The 19,276-nt window shown below is 65.4% G+C and carries 21 protein-coding genes and 1 tRNA gene; 12 read left to right on the top strand and 10 right to left on the bottom strand.

The features are described from left to right. Positions 1–46 precede the first annotated feature (46 nt). A complete protein-coding gene (locus tag HOY44_RS11305) occupies positions 47–805 on the bottom strand; it encodes a DUF1013 domain-containing protein (protein WP_287434788.1) in 759 nt (252 codons plus the stop codon). A gap of 124 nt (positions 806–929) precedes the next feature. Here HOY44_RS11305 and HOY44_RS11300 point away from each other — a divergent pair, with 124 nt between their 5' ends. Beyond that, a complete protein-coding gene (locus HOY44_RS11300) occupies positions 930–1,562 on the top strand; it encodes a ribonuclease T2 family protein (protein ID WP_287434787.1) in 633 nt (210 codons plus the stop codon). Here the strand turns inward: HOY44_RS11300 and HOY44_RS11295 are convergent. Both HOY44_RS11295 and HOY44_RS11290 read right to left on the bottom strand, forming a co-directional pair. Continuing rightward, complete coding sequence (locus HOY44_RS11295) at positions 1,559–1,891, bottom strand: AzlD domain-containing protein (protein WP_008331872.1); 333 nt, start codon at positions 1,889–1,891, stop codon at positions 1,559–1,561. The genes HOY44_RS11300 and HOY44_RS11295 overlap by 4 nt on opposite strands. After that, complete coding sequence (locus HOY44_RS11290) at positions 1,888–2,598, bottom strand: AzlC family ABC transporter permease (protein ID WP_040885664.1); 711 nt, start codon at positions 2,596–2,598, stop codon at positions 1,888–1,890. Before HOY44_RS11290 ends, HOY44_RS11295 begins: the two co-directional genes overlap by 4 nt. 104 nt (positions 2,599–2,702) lie before the next feature. On the opposite strand from HOY44_RS11290, the gene mobA reads away from it, so the two are divergent. The 3 genes from mobA to serA all read left to right on the top strand — a co-directional run bounded on the left by mobA (position 2,703) and on the right by serA (position 6,306). Further along, the gene (mobA, locus tag HOY44_RS11285; protein ID WP_287434786.1) at positions 2,703–3,308 is read left to right on the top strand and encodes a molybdenum cofactor guanylyltransferase MobA; all 606 of its coding nucleotides are present in this window, start codon (positions 2,703–2,705) and stop codon (positions 3,306–3,308) included. Between the two features lie 159 nt (positions 3,309–3,467). Next, positions 3,468–4,613 (top strand): phosphoserine transaminase, encoded by a 1,146-nt coding sequence (locus tag HOY44_RS11280; RefSeq protein ID WP_287434785.1) that lies wholly within the window; start codon positions 3,468–3,470, stop codon positions 4,611–4,613. Positions 4,614–4,707: 94 nt separating this feature from the next. Then, positions 4,708–6,306 (top strand): phosphoglycerate dehydrogenase, encoded by a 1,599-nt coding sequence (gene serA, locus HOY44_RS11275; protein WP_138422481.1) that lies wholly within the window; start codon positions 4,708–4,710, stop codon positions 6,304–6,306. A gap of 112 nt (positions 6,307–6,418) precedes the next feature. Here the strand turns inward: serA and HOY44_RS11270 are convergent, their stop codons facing one another. Then, positions 6,419–6,925 (bottom strand): DUF1643 domain-containing protein, encoded by a 507-nt coding sequence (locus tag HOY44_RS11270; RefSeq protein WP_287434784.1) that lies wholly within the window; start codon positions 6,923–6,925, stop codon positions 6,419–6,421. Positions 6,926–7,002: 77 nt separating this feature from the next. On the opposite strand from HOY44_RS11270, the gene deoA reads away from it, so the two are divergent. Then, positions 7,003–8,307 (top strand): thymidine phosphorylase, encoded by a 1,305-nt coding sequence (gene deoA / locus HOY44_RS11265; protein WP_287434783.1) that lies wholly within the window; start codon positions 7,003–7,005, stop codon positions 8,305–8,307. A gap of 310 nt (positions 8,308–8,617) precedes the next feature. Here deoA and truB read toward each other — a convergent pair whose 3' ends face one another. Both truB and rbfA read right to left on the bottom strand, forming a co-directional pair. Continuing rightward, positions 8,618–9,523 carry a tRNA pseudouridine(55) synthase TruB gene (gene truB, locus HOY44_RS11260; protein WP_287434782.1) on the bottom strand — a complete coding sequence of 302 codons (906 nt, stop codon included), beginning with the start codon at positions 9,521–9,523 and terminating at the stop codon, positions 8,618–8,620. Continuing rightward, a complete protein-coding gene (gene rbfA / locus HOY44_RS11255) occupies positions 9,523–9,933 on the bottom strand; it encodes a 30S ribosome-binding factor RbfA (RefSeq protein WP_287434781.1) in 411 nt (136 codons plus the stop codon). The genes truB and rbfA overlap by 1 nt, the downstream gene beginning before the upstream one ends. A 73-nt stretch (positions 9,934–10,006) precedes the next feature. Here rbfA and dapB point away from each other — a divergent pair, with 73 nt between their 5' ends. Further along, a complete protein-coding gene (gene dapB / locus HOY44_RS11250; RefSeq protein WP_287434780.1) occupies positions 10,007–10,816 on the top strand; it encodes a 4-hydroxy-tetrahydrodipicolinate reductase in 810 nt (269 codons plus the stop codon). 196 nt (positions 10,817–11,012) lie between these two features. After that, positions 11,013–11,573 carry a TetR/AcrR family transcriptional regulator gene (locus tag HOY44_RS11245; protein WP_008331893.1) on the top strand — a complete coding sequence of 187 codons (561 nt, stop codon included), beginning with the start codon at positions 11,013–11,015 and terminating at the stop codon, positions 11,571–11,573. Here HOY44_RS11245 and recO read toward each other — a convergent pair. Next, positions 11,561–12,292 carry a DNA repair protein RecO gene (recO, locus tag HOY44_RS11240; RefSeq protein WP_040884803.1) on the bottom strand — a complete coding sequence of 244 codons (732 nt, stop codon included), beginning with the start codon at positions 12,290–12,292 and terminating at the stop codon, positions 11,561–11,563. The two genes, HOY44_RS11245 and recO, sit on opposite strands and share 13 nt — an antisense overlap. A 74-nt stretch (positions 12,293–12,366) precedes the next feature. Here recO and HOY44_RS11235 point away from each other — a divergent pair, with 74 nt between their 5' ends. From HOY44_RS11235 to HOY44_RS11225, 3 genes are read left to right on the top strand one after another with little or no spacing between them, the layout of a single operon-like run. Then, on the top strand, positions 12,367–12,981 hold the full coding sequence (locus HOY44_RS11235; protein ID WP_287434779.1) for a Pr6Pr family membrane protein: 615 nt from the start codon (positions 12,367–12,369) through the stop codon (positions 12,979–12,981). A gap of 48 nt (positions 12,982–13,029) precedes the next feature. Further along, complete coding sequence (locus HOY44_RS11230) at positions 13,030–13,629, top strand: Pr6Pr family membrane protein (RefSeq protein ID WP_287434778.1); 600 nt, start codon at positions 13,030–13,032, stop codon at positions 13,627–13,629. Positions 13,630–13,641: 12 nt separating this feature from the next. Continuing rightward, complete coding sequence (locus tag HOY44_RS11225; RefSeq protein WP_287434777.1) at positions 13,642–14,895, top strand: DNA polymerase IV; 1,254 nt, start codon at positions 13,642–13,644, stop codon at positions 14,893–14,895. On the opposite strand, the gene HOY44_RS11220 is transcribed toward HOY44_RS11225, so the two are convergent. After that, on the bottom strand, positions 14,896–15,756 hold the full coding sequence (locus tag HOY44_RS11220) for an N-formylglutamate amidohydrolase (RefSeq protein WP_008331910.1): 861 nt from the start codon (positions 15,754–15,756) through the stop codon (positions 14,896–14,898). A gap of 147 nt (positions 15,757–15,903) precedes the next feature. On the opposite strand from HOY44_RS11220, the gene HOY44_RS11215 reads away from it, so the two are divergent. Continuing rightward, positions 15,904–15,978: transfer RNA gene (locus HOY44_RS11215), tRNA-Val, on the top strand. A 67-nt stretch (positions 15,979–16,045) separates the two neighbouring features. Beyond that, the gene (gene ykgO, locus HOY44_RS11210) at positions 16,046–16,171 is read left to right on the top strand and encodes a type B 50S ribosomal protein L36 (protein ID WP_005850168.1); all 126 of its coding nucleotides are present in this window, start codon (positions 16,046–16,048) and stop codon (positions 16,169–16,171) included. A 112-nt stretch (positions 16,172–16,283) separates the two neighbouring features. On the opposite strand, the gene HOY44_RS11205 is transcribed toward ykgO, so the two are convergent. Continuing rightward, positions 16,284–17,930, bottom strand: coding sequence for a peptidoglycan-binding protein (locus tag HOY44_RS11205; protein ID WP_287434776.1), 1,647 nt, complete (start codon positions 17,928–17,930; stop codon positions 16,284–16,286). A gap of 118 nt (positions 17,931–18,048) precedes the next feature. Next, a complete protein-coding gene (locus tag HOY44_RS11200; protein WP_287434775.1) occupies positions 18,049–19,269 on the bottom strand; it encodes a phenylacetate--CoA ligase family protein in 1,221 nt (406 codons plus the stop codon). Positions 19,270–19,276 lie beyond the last annotated feature (7 nt).

Genomic DNA, 19,276 nt, shown 5'->3' with positions numbered 1-19,276 from the left:
CCCGCACCGTGGGTGGGGGGCCTTTGGAATTTCGTTGGTGCGACGATCAGTTGTCGTCGTCTTCGTCCTCATCATCCGAGTCGGGCAGGTTGAAGAAACTGTCCGCATCCACCGGCGCGTTCCGCTTCTCATCCTCGTCGTCATCGTCGTTGCCCGACAGGGTGAAGGTCTCGAGCCCCTCGATCGCGGTCGGCATCTTCGGCTCGGCTTCCATGCCAAGGCTCTGCTCGGTCGACAGCAGCTTGCGACGGTCGTCGTCCGACATCGCATCGCCCTCGGCGGCCTTTTTCTTGGCGGCCTTCTGCACGGCGGCATCCAGTTCGCTTTGCTTGCACAGGCCCAGCGCGACCGGGTCGATGGGTTCCATCTGCTGAATGTTCCAGTGCGTGCGCTCGCGGATCGACTGGATCGTGGGCTTGGTGGTGCCGACCAGCTTGGCGATCTGCGCATCCGTCAGCTCCGGGTGGAACTTCACCAGCCAGAGGATCGAGTTCGGGCGGTCCTGACGCTTGGACAGCGGGGTGTAGCGCGGGCCACGGCGCTTTTCTTCGCCCACGGCGGCCGCGTTGAACTTGAGCTTCAGCTTGTGGAGCGGGTTTTCTTCGGCCTTGTCGATCTCTTCCTGCGTGAGCTGGTTGTTCGAGATCGGGTCGAAGCCCTTCACGCCCTGCGCGACTTCGCCATCGGCGATGCCCTGCACCTCAAGTTCGTGCAGACCGCAGAAATCGGCGATCTGCTTGAAGCTGATCGTCGTGTTGTCCACCAGCCAGACAGCGGTGGCTTTGGCCATGATCGGTTTGTCCATAGCGACACTCCTTCAGATACGCCGGTGCCAGTCCCCGGAAAGGGGCGCCTGTTGCAGGCTGGGTCACCGTTGTGGGGAAACTTGGCTGCCTTATAGTGCGGGCAAACGTCTGAGGAAAGAGTGAATGCGTGTCCTGATCCTGATCCTGCTGCTCGGCCATTTCGCCCTCCCCGCCCGTGCGGACGGGGAACGCGCCGGTGACTTCGACTACTACGTGCTGTCGCTGTCGTGGTCGCCCAACTGGTGCAAGCTGGAGGGCGATGCGCGCGACTCCGAACAATGCGATCGCGACCTCGGCTGGGTCGTCCACGGGCTCTGGCCGCAGTACGAAAACGGCTGGCCCGCCTATTGCCCGACCACGGCGCGCGCGCCTTCGCGGCAGATGACGGCGGCGCAGGCCGACATTTTCGGCGCGGGCGGGGCTGCGTGGTATCAGTGGAAAAAGCACGGGGTGTGCTCGGGGCTTGAGGCGGACGTCTATTACGATCTGGCTCGCGAGGCCTTTGTGTCGGTGAACAAGCCCGAGGTTCTGCGCAAGATCGACCGGACCTTCGCGGTACCCGCCAGTCTGATCGAAGAAGCGTTTCTGCAAGCCAATCCGGAGTGGGAGCCGGACATGGTGACGATCACTTGCCGCGACGGCCATATTCAGGAAGCGCGGATTTGCCTGACCACCGACCTTGATCCGCGCCCCTGCGCCCCCGACACCCGGCGCGACTGCACCATGCAGAAGGCGCTGATCGAGCCGATCCGTTAGCCGACCAGCCAGGTCATAAGGTAGAACGCTCCGGCCCCCGACAGGATACCGGCCACGAGGTTCTTGGTAATCATGCCCACCGCCAGCGTGACGGCGGCGGTGACGAGCCGGGTCGCGTCCGGCTCGCCATTCGTGGCGGCTGGCCACAGGACGAGCGGCGCGACGAGACCCGGCAGCACGGCAACGGGCGTATAGCGTAGGGCGCGCAGGATCCACGGCGGCAGATCGCGGTCACCGATCAGGCCGAGGAACGAGAACCGGATCAGGAATGTGCCGACCCCGAGCAGGACGATGACAAGCCAAACGGTCGAATCGGGCATCGTAATCATGGCACTTGCCTCCGCGCCATCCAGACCTCGACCAGCGAGCCGACCGCCATCGCGATCACCGCCGCGACGATCAGGCCGAGGCCGTAGGGGATGAATGAGAGCAGGAGCGTGAACACTACTGACGTCGCCGCCGCCGCAACGTGGGCCAGCGTCTTCAGCATCGGGGCGAAGAGCGCGATGAAGGTGAGCGGCACGGCGAAGTCGATGCCGAAGCCGTCCGGGATGCTTGAGCCGACAAGCGCACCGATCAGGGTGAACAGGAACCAGACCGGGACGATCGGGGTCAGCACGCCCATCAGGTAGATGATCTTGAGCGGAATCGGCATGTCCGGCTCTTTCTCGAACTTGTCGTTCGCGACAGCGGCGGACTGATCGACAAGGAGGTAGGCGACAAGCGCCCGCTGCCAGAGCTTTGCCTTGCCGAGATAGGGAACGAGCGACGCGGAATACATCGCCATACGCATGTTGACCGCAAAGGCCGTCGCCAGAACCATGACGACCGGCGCGTTGTCGACCATCTGTTGAATCGCGGCGAACTGCGAGGCGCCCGCGACGACCAGCATCGTCATCACCATCGTTTGCAGAAGGTCGAGGCCAGCCTCGGTCGCGACGACGCCGAACAGGATCGAAAACGGCACCACCATGAACATGAAAGGCGCGCCGTAGCGCAGCCCGTCGAAATACTGCCGACCCATTGTATACTTCATGGCATCGCCTTGCATACTCACCTCACGCACAACCGCTATCCCGGCGGGCCGGGTCATGCAACCCGGACCTTGCGCAACCGGGTGTGGAAGGCCACCTTTCTGCGATGAGTGGCGACACACAAATCCCGCCCGGCGTCATCCTCGCCGGTGGTCAGGCGCGGCGCATGGGCGGGCGGGACAAGGCGTTCGTGACGCTCGACGGTCGCCCGATGGTCGCGCATGTGATCGCCCGGCTGGAACCGCAGGTGTCCCGGATCGCGATAAACTCAAACGGCGACCCCTCGGCCTTCACCTCGTCCCACCCAATCCTGTCGGACAGCATCGAGGATCACCCCGGACCGCTCGCCGGAATCCTCGCCGCGATGGACTGGGCGCTGACGTTGAAGTCGGACTGGGTGGTGACGGTCGCGACCGACACACCGTTCATCCCGGCCAAACTCGTCGACCGCCTGATCCGCGCCCAGAACGCGTCGCGTGCACCGATCGTGCTGGCCGAAACCCCGGCGGGGGTCGAGCCGGTGGCGGGGCTTTGGTATACGAAACTTGCGAACGGGCTGCGTGGGTCTATCCAGACCGGCACGCGCAAGGTGACGGATTTCACGGAGGAAAAGGATGCGGTCAGCGCGTTTTTCGCCGCCGAGGACTTCTTCAACGTGAACACGCCCGAAGATCTGGACATTGCCGAGGCCCGCCTGCGCGCCCTGCGTTGAACGGGTGGCAAGTTTCCGATCCGCTCCAAACTGCGTCGCAGTGCCCCACCAAATGGTCGCATATGCGCGATTTTCCATCTTGTGCGGGCCGCGGACCAGCCGTAGATGCGTCGGCGGGACACTCCGCCCCAACGCGGAGCATATATCTGGAAGGATACCATGACCGACTTGGTTCAACCGGCAACGCGGCCGGCCAATCCGCGCTTTTCGTCTGGCCCCTGCGCCAAGATTCCGACTTTCACCCTCGACAAGCTGAACGATGCCGCCCTCGGACGCTCGCACCGTGCCGCGATCGGCAAGCAGAAGCTCAAGGCCGCGATCGAAACGACGCGCGAGATCCTTGGCATCCCCGCCGATTACAAGATCGGCATCGTGCCCGCATCCGACACCGGCGCGGTCGAGATGGCCATGTGGTCCATGCTGGGCGCGCGCGGCGTGACTATGCTGGCATGGGAAAGCTTCGGCTCCGGCTGGGTCACGGACGTGGCCAAGCAGCTCAAGCTCGACGCGACCGTCATGACGGCCGACTATGGCCAGCTTCCCGACCTCGCCTCGGTCGATTTCGCGACCGACGTGGTGTTCACGTGGAACGGCACGACCTCGGGCGTGCGGGTTCCGAACGGCGACTGGATCGCAGACGACCGCGAAGGCATCACCATCTGCGACGCGACCTCCGCCGCCTTCGCGATGGACCTGTCGTGGGACAAGCTCGATGTGACGACCTTCTCGTGGCAGAAGGTTCTGGGCGGCGAAGCGGCCCACGGCATGATCGTCCTGTCGCCCCGCGCCGTGGAACGTCTGGAAAGCTACACGCCCGCCTGGCCGCTGCCGAAGATCTTCCGCATGACCAAAGGCGGCAAGCTGATCGACGGCATCTTCGTGGGCGAGACGATCAACACCCCGTCGATGCTCGCGGTCGAGGATTACCTCGTCGCGCTCGATTGGGCGAAATCCGAGGGCGGGCTTGCCGGCCTGATCGCCCGCGCCGACGCCAACGCAAAGGTCATCCACGACTTCTGCGACGCGCATGACTGGATCGCGAACCTTGCCGACGATCCGGCCACGCGGTCCAACACCAGCGTGTGCCTCAAGTTCACCGACGACCGGATCAAGGACGGCGCGGTCTTCGCCAAAGCCGTGGCCAAGCGGCTGGAAGCCGAAGGTGTCGCGCTCGACATCGGCGCCTATCGCGACGCGCCCGCTGGCCTGCGCATCTGGTGCGGCGGCACGGTCGAAACCTCGGACATCGAAGCTCTGATGCCGTGGCTCGACTGGGCGTTCAACGCCGAGATCGCAGCGCAGTAATTCCAACGTAATGGTGGGTTGGCACCCACCCTACGGCGCTTCGTAGGGTGGGTGAAACCCACCACCTCCATTCCAAACCAAAGGACCAAGACCAATGGCTCCCAAAGTTCTCGTTTCCGACGCCCTCTCCGAATCCGCCGTCCAGATCTTCCGTGATCGCGGTGTGGAGGTCGATTTCGAACCCAAACTCGGCAAAGACAAAGACGCCCTGATCGCAAAACTGCGCGACGGCGGCTATGAAGGCCTTGCCATCCGTTCGGCCACCAAGGTCACACAAGAAGTGCTGGACGCCGCGACCGAGCTTAAGGTCGTCGCGCGCGCCGGGATCGGTGTCGACAACGTCGACATTCCGGCCGCCTCGCAGAAAGGCGTGATCGTGATGAACACGCCCTTCGGCAACTCGATCACCACCGCCGAGCACGCCATCGCGATGATGTTCGCGGTCGCGCGCCAGATCCCCGAAGCCGATGCCTCGACCCAGGCCGGCAAGTGGGAGAAGTCCAAATTCATGGGGGTCGAACTGACCGCCAAGACGCTGGGCGTCATCGGCTGCGGCAACATCGGTTCCATCGCCGCCGACCGCGCCAAGGGCCTGCGCATGAAAGTCATCGCGTTCGACCCGTTCCTGAGCCAGGAACGCGCCGACAAGCTGGGCGTCGAGAAGGTCGAGCTGGACGAGCTGCTCGCCCGCGCCGACTTCATCACCCTGCACGTGCCGCTGACCGACAAAACGCGCGGCATCCTGAACGCCGAAAACCTTGCCAAGACCAAGAAAGGCGTTCGGATCATCAATTGCGCCCGTGGCGGTCTGGTGGACGAGGCCGCACTGGCCGAGGCGATCAAGTCCGGCCACGTCGCCGGTGCCGCCTTCGACGTGTTCGAGGTCGAGCCCGCCAAGGACAGCCCGCTTTTCGGTCTGCCGAACGTCGTTTGCACCCCGCACCTCGGCGCGTCGACCACCGAGGCGCAGGAGAACGTGGCGCTTCAGGTAGCCGAGCAGATCTCGGACTACCTGCTGACGGGCGCCGTCACCAACGCGCTGAACATGCCGTCGGTGACCGCCGAGGAAGCCAAGGTCATGGGTCCGTGGATCAAGCTTGCCGAGCATTTGGGGGCTTTCGTCGGTCAGATGACCGAAGAGCCGATCAAGGAAATCAACGTGACGCTGGACGGTGTCGCGTCGAAGATGAACGTCAAGGCGCTGGACTGCGCGGTCTTGGCGGGTCTGATGAAGCCGCAGAACGCCGAGATCAACATGGTGTCGGCGCCCATCGTGGCGAAGGACCGTGGCATCAAATCGTCCACCACGACGCAGGACAAAACCGGCGTTTTCGACGGCTACATCAAGATCGTCGTGAAGACCGACAAGCGCGAACGGTCCATCGCGGGCACCGTGTTTTCGGACGGCAAGCCGCGCTTCATCCAGATCAAGGGCATCACCATCGACGCCGAGATCGGCGAGCACATGCTCTACACGACCAACAAGGACGTGCCGGGCATCATCGGGACGCTGGGCCGCACGCTTGGCGAAATGGGCGTGAACATCGCCAACTTCACCCTTGGCCGCAACCAGCAGGGCGGCGATGCCATCGCGCTCCTCTACGTCGATGCGGAAGTGCCCGCGAACGTGCGCAAGGCGCTGAGCGACACGGGCATGTTCCAGAACGTAAGCGCACTGCAATTCGCGATCTGAGGTTTCGAACCGGCTGACGCCGGTCCGACCGGCTGGGGGAGGCGCTGCCTCCCCCAGACCCCCTCCGAGGTTTTTTGAAACGAAGAAGAGGCCGCCGTTTCGGTGGCCTTTTTTACGTCCAGAGTTCGGGCTGCTGGGTGTAGGCGATGTAGAGCGGGTGTTTCGGGTGGCCTGCCTTGGACAGCCCTAGGTGGTAGAGCGGCTTGCCGGTCTGGCGCAGAAGCGCCTCGACCTGCGCACCGCGGGCGAGGTGTTCGCCGTGCGTGCCCCAGGCGCATATGATCTGATCGGCCCAACCCGTGCTTTCGACGATAGCCGCATCGTTTTCCGGCCCCACAGGGTCGCCCGCCCGACGCATCGCGCGCGGGTCGGTGTCGCGCCAGGCGAAGATGTTGAGCACCCGGAAACTTCCGAAACCCAGCGCACGGGCGCGCCGTTCGCAGCGTTCGACGGTCGGATCGTTCTGCACTTCGGTCGCTGTCGACGGGTTCAGCATGATGAAAAGCGCACGCCTGCCCGCCGGGTCCCAGACGCGGGTGAGGGTGTAGCGATACCGTTCGCAGTCGGAATAGACGGCGACCGACGGGGCATCGCCTTTCGTATGTTCTCGCGTAATCATGCGGCGGTTCTTGCCCGGCGTGCGCAGGAACTCAAGTCGCGCTTGCGGAATTTGACCAATAGGTCAAGGTTGGACCCATGTTGATATCCGAAATCATCCGCAAGAAACGCGACGGGGCGACGCTGGACGAGGCCGAGATCGCCGCGCTGGTCACTGGCATCACCGATGGGTCCGCTTCGGACGAGCAGGTGGGCGCCTTCGGCATGGCTGTCTATTTTCAGGGCATGGAGGCCGAGGAGGCCGCGGCCCTGACGCTGGCCATGCGCGATTCGGGCGACGTGATGCGCTGGGATCTGCCCGGCCCGGTGGTGGACAAACATTCGACCGGGGGCGTGGGCGACAACGTCAGCCTGATGCTCGCGCCTATCGTGGCGGCCTGCGGTGGCTATGTCCCAATGATCTCGGGCCGGGGGCTGGGGCACACCGGCGGGACGCTCGACAAGATGGAGGCGATCCCCGGTTATTCCGCCACACCCGACAATGCCACGTTCGAGCGTGTGGTGCACGAAGTCGGCTGCGCCATCATCGGCCAGACCGGCACCATCGCGCCCGCCGACAAGCGGTTTTACGGCATCCGCGACGTGACAGCGACCGTGGAGTCGATCCCGCTCATCACCGCGTCGATCCTGTCCAAGAAACTGGCTGCGGGGCTGGATGCGCTCGTGATGGACGTGAAAACGGGCAACGGGGCCTTCATGCCGACCTTCGAGGCGTCGCGGGATCTTGCCCGGAGCATCGCGCGGGTCTCGACGGCGGCGGGTGTGCCGTGCCATGCGCTCCTCACCGCGATGGACCAGCCGCTTGCGCGGGACGCGGGCAACGCCGTCGAGGTCAGGAACGCGGTCGAGTTCCTGACCGATGTGCACCGCAACGTCAGGCTCGAATGGGTGACGCTGGCGCTGGCCGGAGAGATGCTGACGCTGGCGGGGCTGACGAAGGACCGTGAAACCGGGTTCTCGGTCGCACGCGCGGCGCTCGAAGACGGGCGGGCGGCAGAGGTGTTCGCTAAGATGGTCGCAGGTCTTGGAGGCCCGGCCGATTTCGTGGAACGCTACGAAGATCATCTGCCGAAAGCACCCCTGACGCGGGATATCGAAGCGCCTGTCGAAGGGCATGTCGCCTCGATCGACACGCGGGGCATCGGGCTGGCGGTGGTCGAACTGGGTGGCGGGCGACGGCGGTCGGCGGATGAAATCGATCCGGCCGTCGGGATCACGGGGATGATCGACCTTGGCCAGACGGTTCGGGAAGGCACGGTGATGTGCACGATCCATGCGCGGACCGAGGACCAACTCGACGCCGCGGAACAGCAGATCCGGGCCGCCTACCGGATCGGGGAGGCTCCGGAGCAGACCGACCCGGTGCTCGAGATCATCACCTAGGCGTTTCGCCGCGCTGGGCGCGTCGACCCGGATGGGGGGCCAGCCCCCCATGGGCTTTCCCGCAAGCGGGCAAGCCCGCCCCCCGAAGTATTTTTGAAACAGAGAAGGGGCGCGTTTACCGACCATTAAGGTTAACGCGCTATCGTGGTGGTGCGTTACAGGCTGAAGAGCCGATGGACGTAAACGGAGAAGCCCCCGGCCTTTGGTCGGGGGTGGACCACGCCCCGCTTCTTCGTTTCACAAATACTTCGGGGGGTGAGGCTCATTCGCCCCGCGAATGAGGCGAGGGGGGCAGCGCCCCCCTGCCCGGTCAGAGGTTGAAGACCCGGCTGGGGTGAAGTTCGCCCGCCTTGTAAATGCCGACCGCCACCGGCTCACCTTCATAGGACGCCCAGGCTTCGTCGCCGTAGTCCACGTCGGACGCGATGACCATGCCGGGGTTGCCGTGGCGCAGACGGGTCGCGCCCTCGTGCGTGCATTTCAGCTCCGGCAGGCTGGTCAGGCCCTCGGACAGCGGCAGAAGCAGCGCGTCGATCTCATCCGATTTCGCGAGTTCTTCGATCCGCGCCATGCTCACGCCCTCTTCGGCCACGAAGGGGCCGGACCAGATGCGGCGCAACTCGCGCACGTGGCCGTAGCACCCCAGAGCCTCGCCCAGATCGCGGGCGATGGCGCGCACGTAGCCGCCTTTGCCGCAGGTCATTTCCAGCGTGACGTGATCGGCGTCGGGACGATCCACAAGCTTCAAGTCCTCGACGAAGAGCGGGCGGGCCTCGATCTCGACATCTTCGCCGTCGCGGGCGAGCTTGTAGGCGCGTTGACCGTCGATCTTCACCGCCGAGAACTTGGGCGGCACTTGCATGATGTCGCCCGTCAAAGGCGCGAGGGCCGCGACGATCTCGTCGTCCGACGGGCGTGCGTCACTTTGCGCGATCACCTCGCCCTCGGCGTCGTCGGTATTCGTCGCCTGCCCAAGCCGCACGGTGAAGCGGTAGGCTTTCAGCGCGTCGGTGATATAGGGCACCGTCTTGGTCGCTTCGCCCAGCGCCACGGCCAGAACCCCGGTCGCCTCGGGGTCAAGGGTGCCCGCGTGCCCGGCCTTCTTCGCATCGAACGCCCAGCGCACCTTGTTCACGACGGCATTCGACGTGATGCCCGCCGGCTTGTCCACGACCAGCCAGCCGTGGACGTCGCGCCCCTTCTTGCGGCGTCCCATTATTTTTCCTCGTCGCCTGCGTGGATGTCGCGCTGCACCGTCTCGTCCGAGAACAGGCGGCGGGTCGCGTCCATCTGGTCGAAGGTCTCGTCGATCATGAACCTGAGGTCCGGCGTGAACTTGAGGTTCGTCACCTTGCCGATGAAGCGGCGCAGTTCGTGCTTGTTGCGGGCGAGCGCCTTGATCGCTTCGTCGGGGTTCTTGCCGCCGAGCGGCAGCACGTATGCGGTCGCGATTTTGAGGTCGGGGGACGTGCGCACCTCGCCCACCGTGATCGACATGCGGTTGAGGTCCGGGTCGTGGATCTCGCCGCGCATCAGCACGTCGGACAGGGTGCGGCGGATCAGTTCACCCACGCGCAACTGGCGCTGGGACGGGCCCGTGCCTTCGTTGAATCGGTTCTTCGACATGTGGCGCGATGTAGTGCCGATTGCGTGTTCGCGCAACAGGCACTAGGACAAAGGCCGAACGACGGAGGGTCAGATGAGCGAATTGCCGGGTATCGTGGTGAACGGGGCGTCGGGCCGGATGGGTCAGATGCTCGTCAGACTGGTGTCCGAGAACCCGGCCTGCCGGCTCGTCGGCGCGTTGGAGCGCGCCGGGCATGACTGGATCGGGCGGGACATCGGAACCGCGATGGGCGGGGCCGAACTGGGCGTGACCGTGACCGACGACGCGCTCGATGCCATGTCGCGCGCGCAGGCCGTCATCGACTTCACCGCCCCTGCCGCCACCGTGCCACTGGCCGAGATCGCAGCGCAGGCGCGGGCGGTCCACGTGATCGGCACCACCGGACTGGACGAGGACGACATCGCGAAACTCGACGCCGCCGCGCGCCATGCCGTGATGATCCGAGCGGGCAACATGAGCTTCGGGGTCAACCTGTTGACCAAGCTGACCGAGACGGTCGCCCGCGCGCTGGACGTGGAGTTCGACATCGAGATCGTGGAAGCCCACCACAAGCATAAGGTCGACGCGCCGTCCGGCACCGCCCTCATGCTGGGGGAGGCCGCGGCCGAGGGGCGCGGCGTGCGCCTGACGGATGTGGCGGACCGGGGCCGCGACGGGATCACCGGGGCGCGCAAAGAGGGGCACATCGGGTTTTCGGCCATTCGCGGCGGCGACATCGTGGGGGAACATGACGTGATCTTCGCCGGGCCGGGCGAGCGCATCATCCTGCGCCACGTCGCCACCGACCGCGCGATCTTCGCGCGCGGGGCGGTCAAGGCGGCGCTCTGGGGGATCGGTCGCAAGCCCGGCGCCTATGACATGATGGACGTGCTGGGTCTTTGACCCGACCGCCCGCTGCCTGTTTTCACGGCAGGGCGCGGCGACTTCGGGCATCGCATCCGACAACGCACCGCGAAACGTGCGGAATGTGGGATCGGCGCGTCCAATCCTGACCTGAACCGGGGCGCCCTCGCCAAAAACATTGAAAATGCTGCACCTGCAAAGTAGACTGAATACATTGCAGTATGGGTGTTTCACCATGTCTTCGAAGAAAACGCGTCTCACCGCTCAGGACTGGATCGCCGCCGGTTTTCGCGCCCTCGTCACCAAAGGCCCCGACGCGCTCAAGGCCGAGCCTCTGGCGCGCGACCTTGAGACCACGAAGGGCAGTTTTTATTGGCATTTCAAAGATGTGCCCGATTTCAAGACCAAGATGCTCCATCACTGGCAGTCGAGCGTGATCGGCGCGCTTACCGCTGCCGTGGATGCGGGCGGCACCGCCAGCCAGCGGCTTTACCGGATCAATGAAATCGCCTCGACCGACTCCGGGTCTTTCGGCGGTGCAGCATTGGAGCCGGCGATTCGCGCTTGGGCGCAGTCGGATGTCGAGGTGGCGGATGCCATCGAAGAGATCGATGCCAAGCGCATGGCCTACCTCGCCGCGACGTTGAAGCAGCTCGGCCTGACCAATCCCGAATTCGCGCGCATCCTGTATGGCGCCTATATCGGGATGGGCACGTTGTCCGCCACCGACGGGCAGGACAACACCGATGCGCTGTCGACCCTGACCGCCGCGATGCTCGCGCTTCAGGACGCCTGACGCCGCGAGAGGCGATCCACCAGCCGCGCCCGCGCCTCGGGCAGGGGCCGGTCGCCCAGCGCATGAGCCAGCCCGTGTGTCAGGAAGTATCCCGTGGTGCGCAGGCCGTCGGGGATGCCAGCCAGATCCTGTGTCACGACGCCCAGAAGCTCCTCGGGCAAGGGCAACAGCCGGTCGACCCATTCGCCCGCCCCTTCGGCACTCACCGCCCGCCCGGACTTGGGCGAGACATAGGCCAGATCCTCGGCCCCGCCCGTCACCGCGCAGGCGGTCAGGTCGAGGCCGTATCCAAGCTCCTCCAGCAGCGCGAGTTCCCATTGCAGGTATCCGACCGGCCAGGCGGGCGTTTCGGCCAGAAGATCGAGCATGGCGATGCTGCGGGTGTAGAGGCGGGGGTGCGCTTCACGCTCCGGCAGGGCGAAGGACAGAAGCGCGGTGATCGCGTTCAGGCCCGCCAGCGCGTTGCGATCGCCCATGATCGCCGCAGCACGGCTTTTCACGGGTTCGACGGTGAACGCGCCGATGTGTTCTTCCAGCCGCGCCCGCCACACAAGGTCGAGTTGCGATCCGGGTTGCAGGATCGGGGCGATCTTGCGCGACACGCCACCCCGGACCACGCCCGCGTGGCGACCGTGTTCGGCCGTGAAAACCTCGATGATGACCGAGGTTTCGCCATGCTTGCGCACGCTCAACAGCGTGCCCTGATCCCGCCACTCCATGCGCGCCATTGTGCGCGGGGGTGGGACGCACGCAAGGGCTTGATTTACCGGACGGAGTCGGACCTGATGGGGCCATGACACCGATCGCCCGCCTTGCCGCCACCCTGATCGCGCTCGCCGCCCTCGCCGCGCTGGTGATGCAATGCGTGGTGTCCTACGGGCTGGCCGGCGGGTTCGGCGCGATGCTCTGGGTGATCCTCGGGTATTTCACGGTCCTCACCAACATCCTCGTCTTCGCGAGTTTCGCGCGCATGGCCGCGACAGGCCGGATGCTGTCGGCCGGTTGGCTGGCCGGTCTGACGCTCTGGATCGCCATCGTCGGGGTCGTCTACCACACCTTGCTCGCGAATATATGGGAGCCGCAGGGGCTGGCGCTCTGGGCCGATCAGGGGCTTCACACGGTGACGCCGCTTCTGACCCTCGCCTTTTGGCTCGCCTTCGCGCCCAAGGGGGGCTTGGGTGTGATGGACGCGGTGCGCTGGCTGGGCTGGCCGCTGATCTACGTGATCTACGCGCTCGTCCGGGGGATCTTCACGCAAAAATACCCTTATCCCTTCATCGACCTGAACGTGCTGACCGCCGGACAGGTCGCGGTGAACTCGGTCGGTCTGACCGTCGCGTTCTTCCTCGGCGGTCTGGTGTTCGTCGGCCTTGCACGGGCGCTGCGCGGACAAAACGTCGCCGCCTGACGCGACGCCCTGCTTTGCGGATACGGTGCCGTCTGGCAGTTTCGCCCCATGACACGCCCTGCCCGCATTTCCGCCAGCCTCGTCTTTCTACTGGCTCTCGCCACCATCGCCGTTCAGGTGCCGCTCACCTATCAGGATTACGGCAGCCTTGGCGCGACCCTCTGGCGGCTCGGCTGGTTCTTCACCCTGCTGACGAATGCGATGGTCTGCGTGTCCTTCGGCCTCATGTCGATCCGGGGGCAAAGCCTGTCGGCCCATTGGCTTGGCGGTCTGACCTTGTGGATTCTGATCGTCGCCATCGTCTATCACACCCTGCTCGCCCACCTCTTCAGCGAAACCGGCCTGCGCTGGTGGACGGACCTGGGCTTTCACACCGCGATCCCGCTGGCGACGGCGCTGTACTGGCTCGCTTTCGCGCCGAAAGCGCCCCTGCCGTGGCGGGCGGCGCTGATCTGGCTCTGGTGGCCGATCCTTTACTGCGTCTACGCGATGCTGCGCGGTCTGGGCTCTGGCGAATACCCCTATCCGTTCCTTGACCTGAATGACCTGACCCTCACGCAGACCGCGATCAACATCGTGGGGCTGTCGGTGGCGTTCTACCTTGGCGGGCTGGGCATCATTGCCATCGCGAGGGCGTTTCGCCGGTGATATGATCGCGCCATGCCCGCGCTGTGCCGATCCTGCCTGACCACATTCGACGAGGGGACACGCTGCCCCGCGTGCCGGTCGCCGCGTGTCCTGTCGCACCCCGAACTCTTCGACCTGTCCATCGCGCATATGGATTGCGATGCGTTCTATGCGAGCGTGGAGAAACGCGACGACCCCAGCCTTGCCGGCAAGCCCGTCATCATCGGCGGCGGCAAGCGTGGTGTCGTTTCGACCGCCTGCTACGTCGCGCGCATCCGGGGCGTGCGTTCGGCCATGCCGATGTTCAAGGCGCTGGAGCTTTGCCCCGACGCCGTGGTCATCAAACCGCGCGGCTCGCATTACGCCGCTGTCTCGAAACAGATTCGCGCGATGATGGACGAGCTGACCCCCGCCGTCGAACCGCTCTCGCTGGACGAGGCGTTTCTGGACATGACGGGCACGGAACGGCTGCACCACCATCCACCCGCCGTCATGCTGGCCCGGCTGGTCAAACGGATGGAGGACGAATTGGGCCTGACCGGCTCCATCGGCCTCAGCCACAACAAGTTTCTGGCCAAGGTGGCGAGCGATCTCGACAAGCCGCGCGGGTTCTCGGTGATCGGCAAGGGCGAGACGATGGACTTTCTGGCCGGGAAACCCGTCCGCATGATCTGGGGCGTGGGTGCCGCCGCGCAAAGCTCGCTCGAACGGGCGGGCATCCGCACCTTCACGGACCTTCTGCGCTGGGACAAACAGGCGCTCATCGAACGGTTCGGGGGTATGGGCGAGCGGCTTTGGCATCTTGCGCGGGGCGAGGATTTCCGCCGCATCTCGGCCAATGCGCCCGTGAAGTCGATTTCGAACGAAACCACGTTCTTCGAGGACACGTCGGACCCCGACCTGCTCGACGGCCATCTCTGGCGTCTGTCGGAAAAGGTCGCGGACCGGGCCAAGGCCAAAGGGCGCGCGGGCCGGGTGGTGACGCTGAAGCTCAAACGGGCCGACTTCAAGCTCATCACCAAACGCACCAGCCTTCACGACACCACGCAAAGCGCCGACCGCATCTATCGCACGGCGCGCAGCCTGTTCGACACCGTGGCGAACAAAGGGCCGTTCCGGCTGATCGGCGTTGGGATTTCCGAGATCACGGGTGCCGACGGCGCGGACACGGCGGGCGATCTGCTCGACCCGCAGGCGGCGCAACGGCGGGCGGCGGAAAAGGCGACGGATGCGATCCGGGCGAAATTCGGCGATGGGGCGATCCTGAAAGGCCGCGCGATCCGCTGACTATTCGGCGGCGAGCGGCAGGTCTTGCGGTCGCCCGACCTCGGCAATGCGCGCGATGACGCGGTCCAGCGATTCCCGCATGGCGGTGAAATTGCCGTTGGGGACCAGTTTCGCCTCGTTCATGTACAGCGCCCGGTCGATCTCGATCTGGATCGCGTGCTGGCCGCGTGAGGGGCGGCCATAGTGCTGGGTCGTGAAAGCGCCCGCGAACGGCGTGTTGCGCCCGACCTTGAAGCCCTCGTCCCGGAACGCCAGTTCGATCTCGTCCACGATCTCGCCCCCGGCGCTGGCGCCGAACCTGTCGCCCAGAACGATCTCGGGTTTCTCGCGCCGACCCCGGCACAGGCTGTCGATGGCCTCGTGCGGCATGGAATGACAGTCGATCAGGATCGCCTGCCCGAACAGGCGATGCGACTCGTTCACCAGCGTCTTGAGCCGGGCATGATACGGGTGCCAGTGCGAGCGCAGGCGCGCTTCGGCCTCGGCCAGCGGGATTTTCCCGCGATAGATCTGCCGCCCCCCGGCGACGACGCGGGGGATGACCCCAAGGCCCGAAGCCACGCGCGGGTTGTGCGTGCCCTTCTCGACCCCCCGGATCAGCGCCGGATCAAGCTCTTCCGCCCCGCGATTCACGTCGACGAAGGCACGCGGCACGTTCAGCGACAACAGCGGCGCACCGTGTGACGGAGCGGTGGCGAACAATTCGTCCACGAAGGCATCTTCCGACGAGCGGATGGTGCGCGAATCGAGCACCGTGCGCCGCAGGAACCCCCACCCGTAATCCCGCCCGGAATGGGGCGAGGAAAATATGGCCGAGGTCGATCTGAGGCTCGGATATTCGACGCGATGCGAGGGACTCATTTTCTCTCCTGATCCCACAACATAGACCGATAACAGACCCTGCCAAAAGCCCCTTGCAAGGTGGTTCGACTCCTTTTATAGACACGCGGACCGGCGCGGGGTTTCCCGCGTCTGTTTGTTTGGGTTAGCGCCCGGACAGGAAATTCAGGGCGATTAGCTCAGCGGTAGAGCACTTCGTTGACATCGAAGGGGTCACTGGTTCGATCCCAGTATCGCCCACCATGAACCGCCTCACACGTGAGGCATGAACACAAAGGCGCGACCAGCGCCGCGAATGAGGAGAAGGGCCATGAAAGTCCGCAACTCGCTCCGCTCGCTGAAGAACCGGCATCGGGATTGCCGTGTCGTGCGCCGTAAGGGCCGCGTCTACGTGATCAACAAGACCCAGCGCCGTTTCAAAGCCCGTCAGGGCTGATCGGCAAGCTCAGTTTTGCAAAAGGGCCGCCGGAACGATCCGGCGGCCCTTTTTCTTTTGTCGGTGGCGGGCCGGGGTCGCACGCCCCGGCCGTGGTGGGCACCCGCCCCGGTCAGAACGCGGCCAGCAGCCGCACCATCGTCTCCTGCGTGACGAACCCCGTGACCGGCAGCCCGCGCGAGCTTTGGAAGCGGCGGATCGCGCGGCGGGCTGTGGGGCCGAACACGCCATCGACCTCGGGAATGTCGAAGCCAAGGCTGACCAGCCTGTTTTCGACCAACAGCCGCGTCACCTGATTTCCGGCCACGGTCTGCTCTTCTCGTTCCGCCGCCGCCATCTGGGCCTCGTTCTGCTGGTTCTGCGAAAGCTGATCCAGCCGCGCCCGCGCCTCCTGCGCGAACAGCCCGTTCGGATAACGGTCGAGGTAGGCGCGGTAACTGCCCGGCTTGTCCTCGTTACGGACGCGATCCCAGAAGTCCCGCTCCTGCGCCTGCGCTTCCGACCGTTTCGCGGCCTCGATGTCGTCCAGACGATCCTGTGCGACCTCGGAAAAGAGCCCGTCCGGGTAACGGTCGAGATAGGCGCGAAGCCCGGCCTCGTCCCGGCCCTGACCGATCTGTTCCCAGTACCGCCGATCCTCGCGTTCCTGACGCGCCTGCCGCTCGGCGGCTTCGCGTTCCAACTGCTCGGCGCGGGCGTCCGCCTGTGCGGTCATCCGGGCCAGCATGTCGCGGCTCAGGTATCCCGTCACCGTGAAATCGTTGGCGGACTGGTAGGACCGGATCGCGGCACGGGTCGCGGGGCCGAAGATCCCGTCGATGCCCTTGGGGTCGTGCCCCAGAAGCGCGAGGTTGCGCTGCACCTGACGGCGTGCGGCCTGATTTAGGTTCAGCGCCGCCTCGGCCGTCTCATCGCGATTGGCGCGGTTGTCTTCGATCTGGCGCAGAGCCGCGCGCGCTTCCTGATTGTGGGCCCCTCTGGGGAAGTATTCGAGGTAGAGCGAATACCCCTCCTCGCCGTCCATCGTGCGCGCAACGACCCAGAAGGCATCGTCGGGCGATTGCTCGGTGCGCTCGATCACCACCCGGCCCTCGTCGCCTGCGGGCAGGAACGGAACCACGTTGGAGACGAACCCGGTCGCGGTGACGCCACCCGGCCCGCCGTCCAGACCCTCGCCCAAGGGCAGGCCGGGCACCAGAACCACTTCGTTCGCGACGCGGATGATGCGGTCGACGGGTCCGGTCAGGATGGTGACACCCTGCGGCGCCTCAAGCTCGAACGTGTCGGACAGGCCCGTTCCCGCCACTTCCTCGCCGGCAGGGGCGGCCATGAGGATGGATTGCCCTTGGAACTCGGCCAGAACGTCGAGGATGGGGCCGATCGCCAGCGCCTCGCCCGCCACCGACACGGCGTTGGGACGGTCCGCCTCGTGCGTCAGGAGGTAGCTGTCGCGCGGACCGCCGACCATATGTCCGGCAAGGTAGACGAACACGCGGTCGCCCCCTTCCGCGTCCTCGCGGAACTCCTGCACGGCATCGCGCACATCGTCCGCCTCCTGATCGAGCGACGAAGTGACGGTGAAACCGCTGTCCTCGAGTTTCTGGGCCAGTGTCACGGCCTGCGCCGCGCCCGAGACGTCGGGCAGGCTTTCGTATTCGGATTGCACGATGATGAGAGCCGCGTCGGCGGCGGCGATCTGCGGGACTGTGGCCAGAACGGCGAAGCTGGTCGCCAGCGTGGCGAAGGGTTTGTGTCGCATGGAACCTCCCATTGGTCAGGGTCGCGATTGCTGCAAACCTGTGCCGTCCCGCCCCGATATCCAATATCAACGGGTTGCTATGGGATATGTTCCGGCGGTGATCCGCCGCTCACGGCCCCTAGTCGTAGGTGCGCACGTCGTCGATCACCTTGCCATCGTTGGGTAATGCGCCGGGCGCCACGATCTCGACCTTGCCCTTGAGCTTCAGGACATCGGCGATGGTCCGGCCATAGGCATCTGCGTCGCCGCCGTTGGATTCGACCTGCACCGTCATGACGTCCGCCTCGCCCTCGCGGCTGGCCACGACGCGCGCCTTGGCGATCTCGGGGTGTTTGGCGACGAAATCCGCGACCTGTTCGGGGCGCACGAACATGCCCTTGATTTTGGTCGTCTGGTCGGCCCGGCCCATCCAGCCCTTGATGCGCAGGTTGGTGCGCCCGCAGGGGCTTGCCCCTTCCATCACCGCCGACAGGTCGCCGGTCGCGAAACGGATCAGCGGATAGTCGGCGTTGAAGCTGGTGACGACCACCTCGCCCACCTCGCCCGGTGCCACGGGGTCGCCGGTGCCGGGGCGCACGATTTCGACGATCACGCCTTCGTCCACGATCATCCCCTCCATCGCGGGGGATTCGTAGGCGATGTTGCCCAGATCGGCGGTGGCGTAGTTCTGAAGGCAGCGAATGCCCCGATCCGCGTATTCCTGCCGGAGCGACGGGAACAGGGCTCCACCGCCGACCGTGGCCTTGGTGATGCCAAGGCTCACGCCCATCTCTTCGGCCTTGTCGAGAATGATCTTGAGGTAGTCGGGCGTGCCCGCATAAGCAGTCGTTCCGATGTCGGCAGCGGCGCGCACCTGCAACTCGGTCTGTCCGATGCCGGCGGGCACGACGGCGGCCCCGACAGCGCGGGCGCCGTTTTCAAAGATCATGCCGGCGGGGGTCAGATGGTAGGAAAAGCAGTTCTGGACGATATCGCCCTTGCCCACGCCCGCGGCGTGCAGGAAGCGCCCGATCCGCCACCAGTCATCACCGATTCCACCCGGCTCATAGATCGGACCGGGGCTTTGGAAGATGTGGCCATACTCATGCGTCTTTTTCGCCGCGAAGCCACCCAGCGGAGCATGGGCGGCCTGCGACTTGCCGAGTTCCGACTTGCGCAGGACGGGAAGCGCCGACAGGGCCTCGACACTCGTGATCGCCGCCGGGTCCACGTCGCGCAGACTGTCGGCATACCCCGGCAACGCCTTGGCGCGGGCGATCTGGCGCGGCAGGGCGCGGGCGATATCGTCGGCGCGCTCGTCGGCCGAACGGGTTTCGAGGTCGTCGAAGAACTCAGACATGACAGGG

This window comes from Maritimibacter sp. (assembly GCF_016774595.1).
Lineage (GTDB): Bacteria > Pseudomonadota > Alphaproteobacteria > Rhodobacterales > Rhodobacteraceae > Maritimibacter > Maritimibacter alkaliphilus.
Note: the sequence above shows the minus strand (reverse complement) of the source record. Positions and strands in the feature narration are given on the sequence as shown.

Coding starts and splice junctions, on each gene's coding strand:
- deoA (WP_287434783.1), top strand. CDS start 7,003: ATGTTGATATCCGAAATCATCCGCAAGAAACGCGACGGGGCGACGCTG.
- rbfA (WP_287434781.1), bottom strand. CDS start 9,933: ATGTCGAAGAACCGATTCAACGAAGGCACGGGCCCGTCCCAGCGCCAG.
- HOY44_RS11270 (WP_287434784.1), bottom strand. CDS start 6,925: ATGATTACGCGAGAACATACGAAAGGCGATGCCCCGTCGGTCGCCGTC.
- dapB (WP_287434780.1), top strand. CDS start 10,007: ATGAGCGAATTGCCGGGTATCGTGGTGAACGGGGCGTCGGGCCGGATG.
- HOY44_RS11220 (WP_008331910.1), bottom strand. CDS start 15,756: ATGAGTCCCTCGCATCGCGTCGAATATCCGAGCCTCAGATCGACCTCG.
- HOY44_RS11280 (WP_287434785.1), top strand. CDS start 3,468: ATGACCGACTTGGTTCAACCGGCAACGCGGCCGGCCAATCCGCGCTTT.
- HOY44_RS11245 (WP_008331893.1), top strand. CDS start 11,013: ATGTCTTCGAAGAAAACGCGTCTCACCGCTCAGGACTGGATCGCCGCC.
- HOY44_RS11230 (WP_287434778.1), top strand. CDS start 13,030: ATGACACGCCCTGCCCGCATTTCCGCCAGCCTCGTCTTTCTACTGGCT.
- recO (WP_040884803.1), bottom strand. CDS start 12,292: ATGGAGTGGCGGGATCAGGGCACGCTGTTGAGCGTGCGCAAGCATGGC.
- HOY44_RS11200 (WP_287434775.1), bottom strand. CDS start 19,269: ATGTCTGAGTTCTTCGACGACCTCGAAACCCGTTCGGCCGACGAGCGC.
- serA (WP_138422481.1), top strand. CDS start 4,708: ATGGCTCCCAAAGTTCTCGTTTCCGACGCCCTCTCCGAATCCGCCGTC.
- HOY44_RS11225 (WP_287434777.1), top strand. CDS start 13,642: ATGCCCGCGCTGTGCCGATCCTGCCTGACCACATTCGACGAGGGGACA.
- HOY44_RS11290 (WP_040885664.1), bottom strand. CDS start 2,598: ATGAAGTATACAATGGGTCGGCAGTATTTCGACGGGCTGCGCTACGGC.
- HOY44_RS11300 (WP_287434787.1), top strand. CDS start 930: ATGCGTGTCCTGATCCTGATCCTGCTGCTCGGCCATTTCGCCCTCCCC.
- HOY44_RS11305 (WP_287434788.1), bottom strand. CDS start 805: ATGGACAAACCGATCATGGCCAAAGCCACCGCTGTCTGGCTGGTGGAC.
- mobA (WP_287434786.1), top strand. CDS start 2,703: ATGAGTGGCGACACACAAATCCCGCCCGGCGTCATCCTCGCCGGTGGT.
- HOY44_RS11235 (WP_287434779.1), top strand. CDS start 12,367: ATGACACCGATCGCCCGCCTTGCCGCCACCCTGATCGCGCTCGCCGCC.
- truB (WP_287434782.1), bottom strand. CDS start 9,523: ATGGGACGCCGCAAGAAGGGGCGCGACGTCCACGGCTGGCTGGTCGTG.
- HOY44_RS11295 (WP_008331872.1), bottom strand. CDS start 1,891: ATGATTACGATGCCCGATTCGACCGTTTGGCTTGTCATCGTCCTGCTC.
- ykgO (WP_005850168.1), top strand. CDS start 16,046: ATGAAAGTCCGCAACTCGCTCCGCTCGCTGAAGAACCGGCATCGGGAT.
- HOY44_RS11205 (WP_287434776.1), bottom strand. CDS start 17,930: ATGCGACACAAACCCTTCGCCACGCTGGCGACCAGCTTCGCCGTTCTG.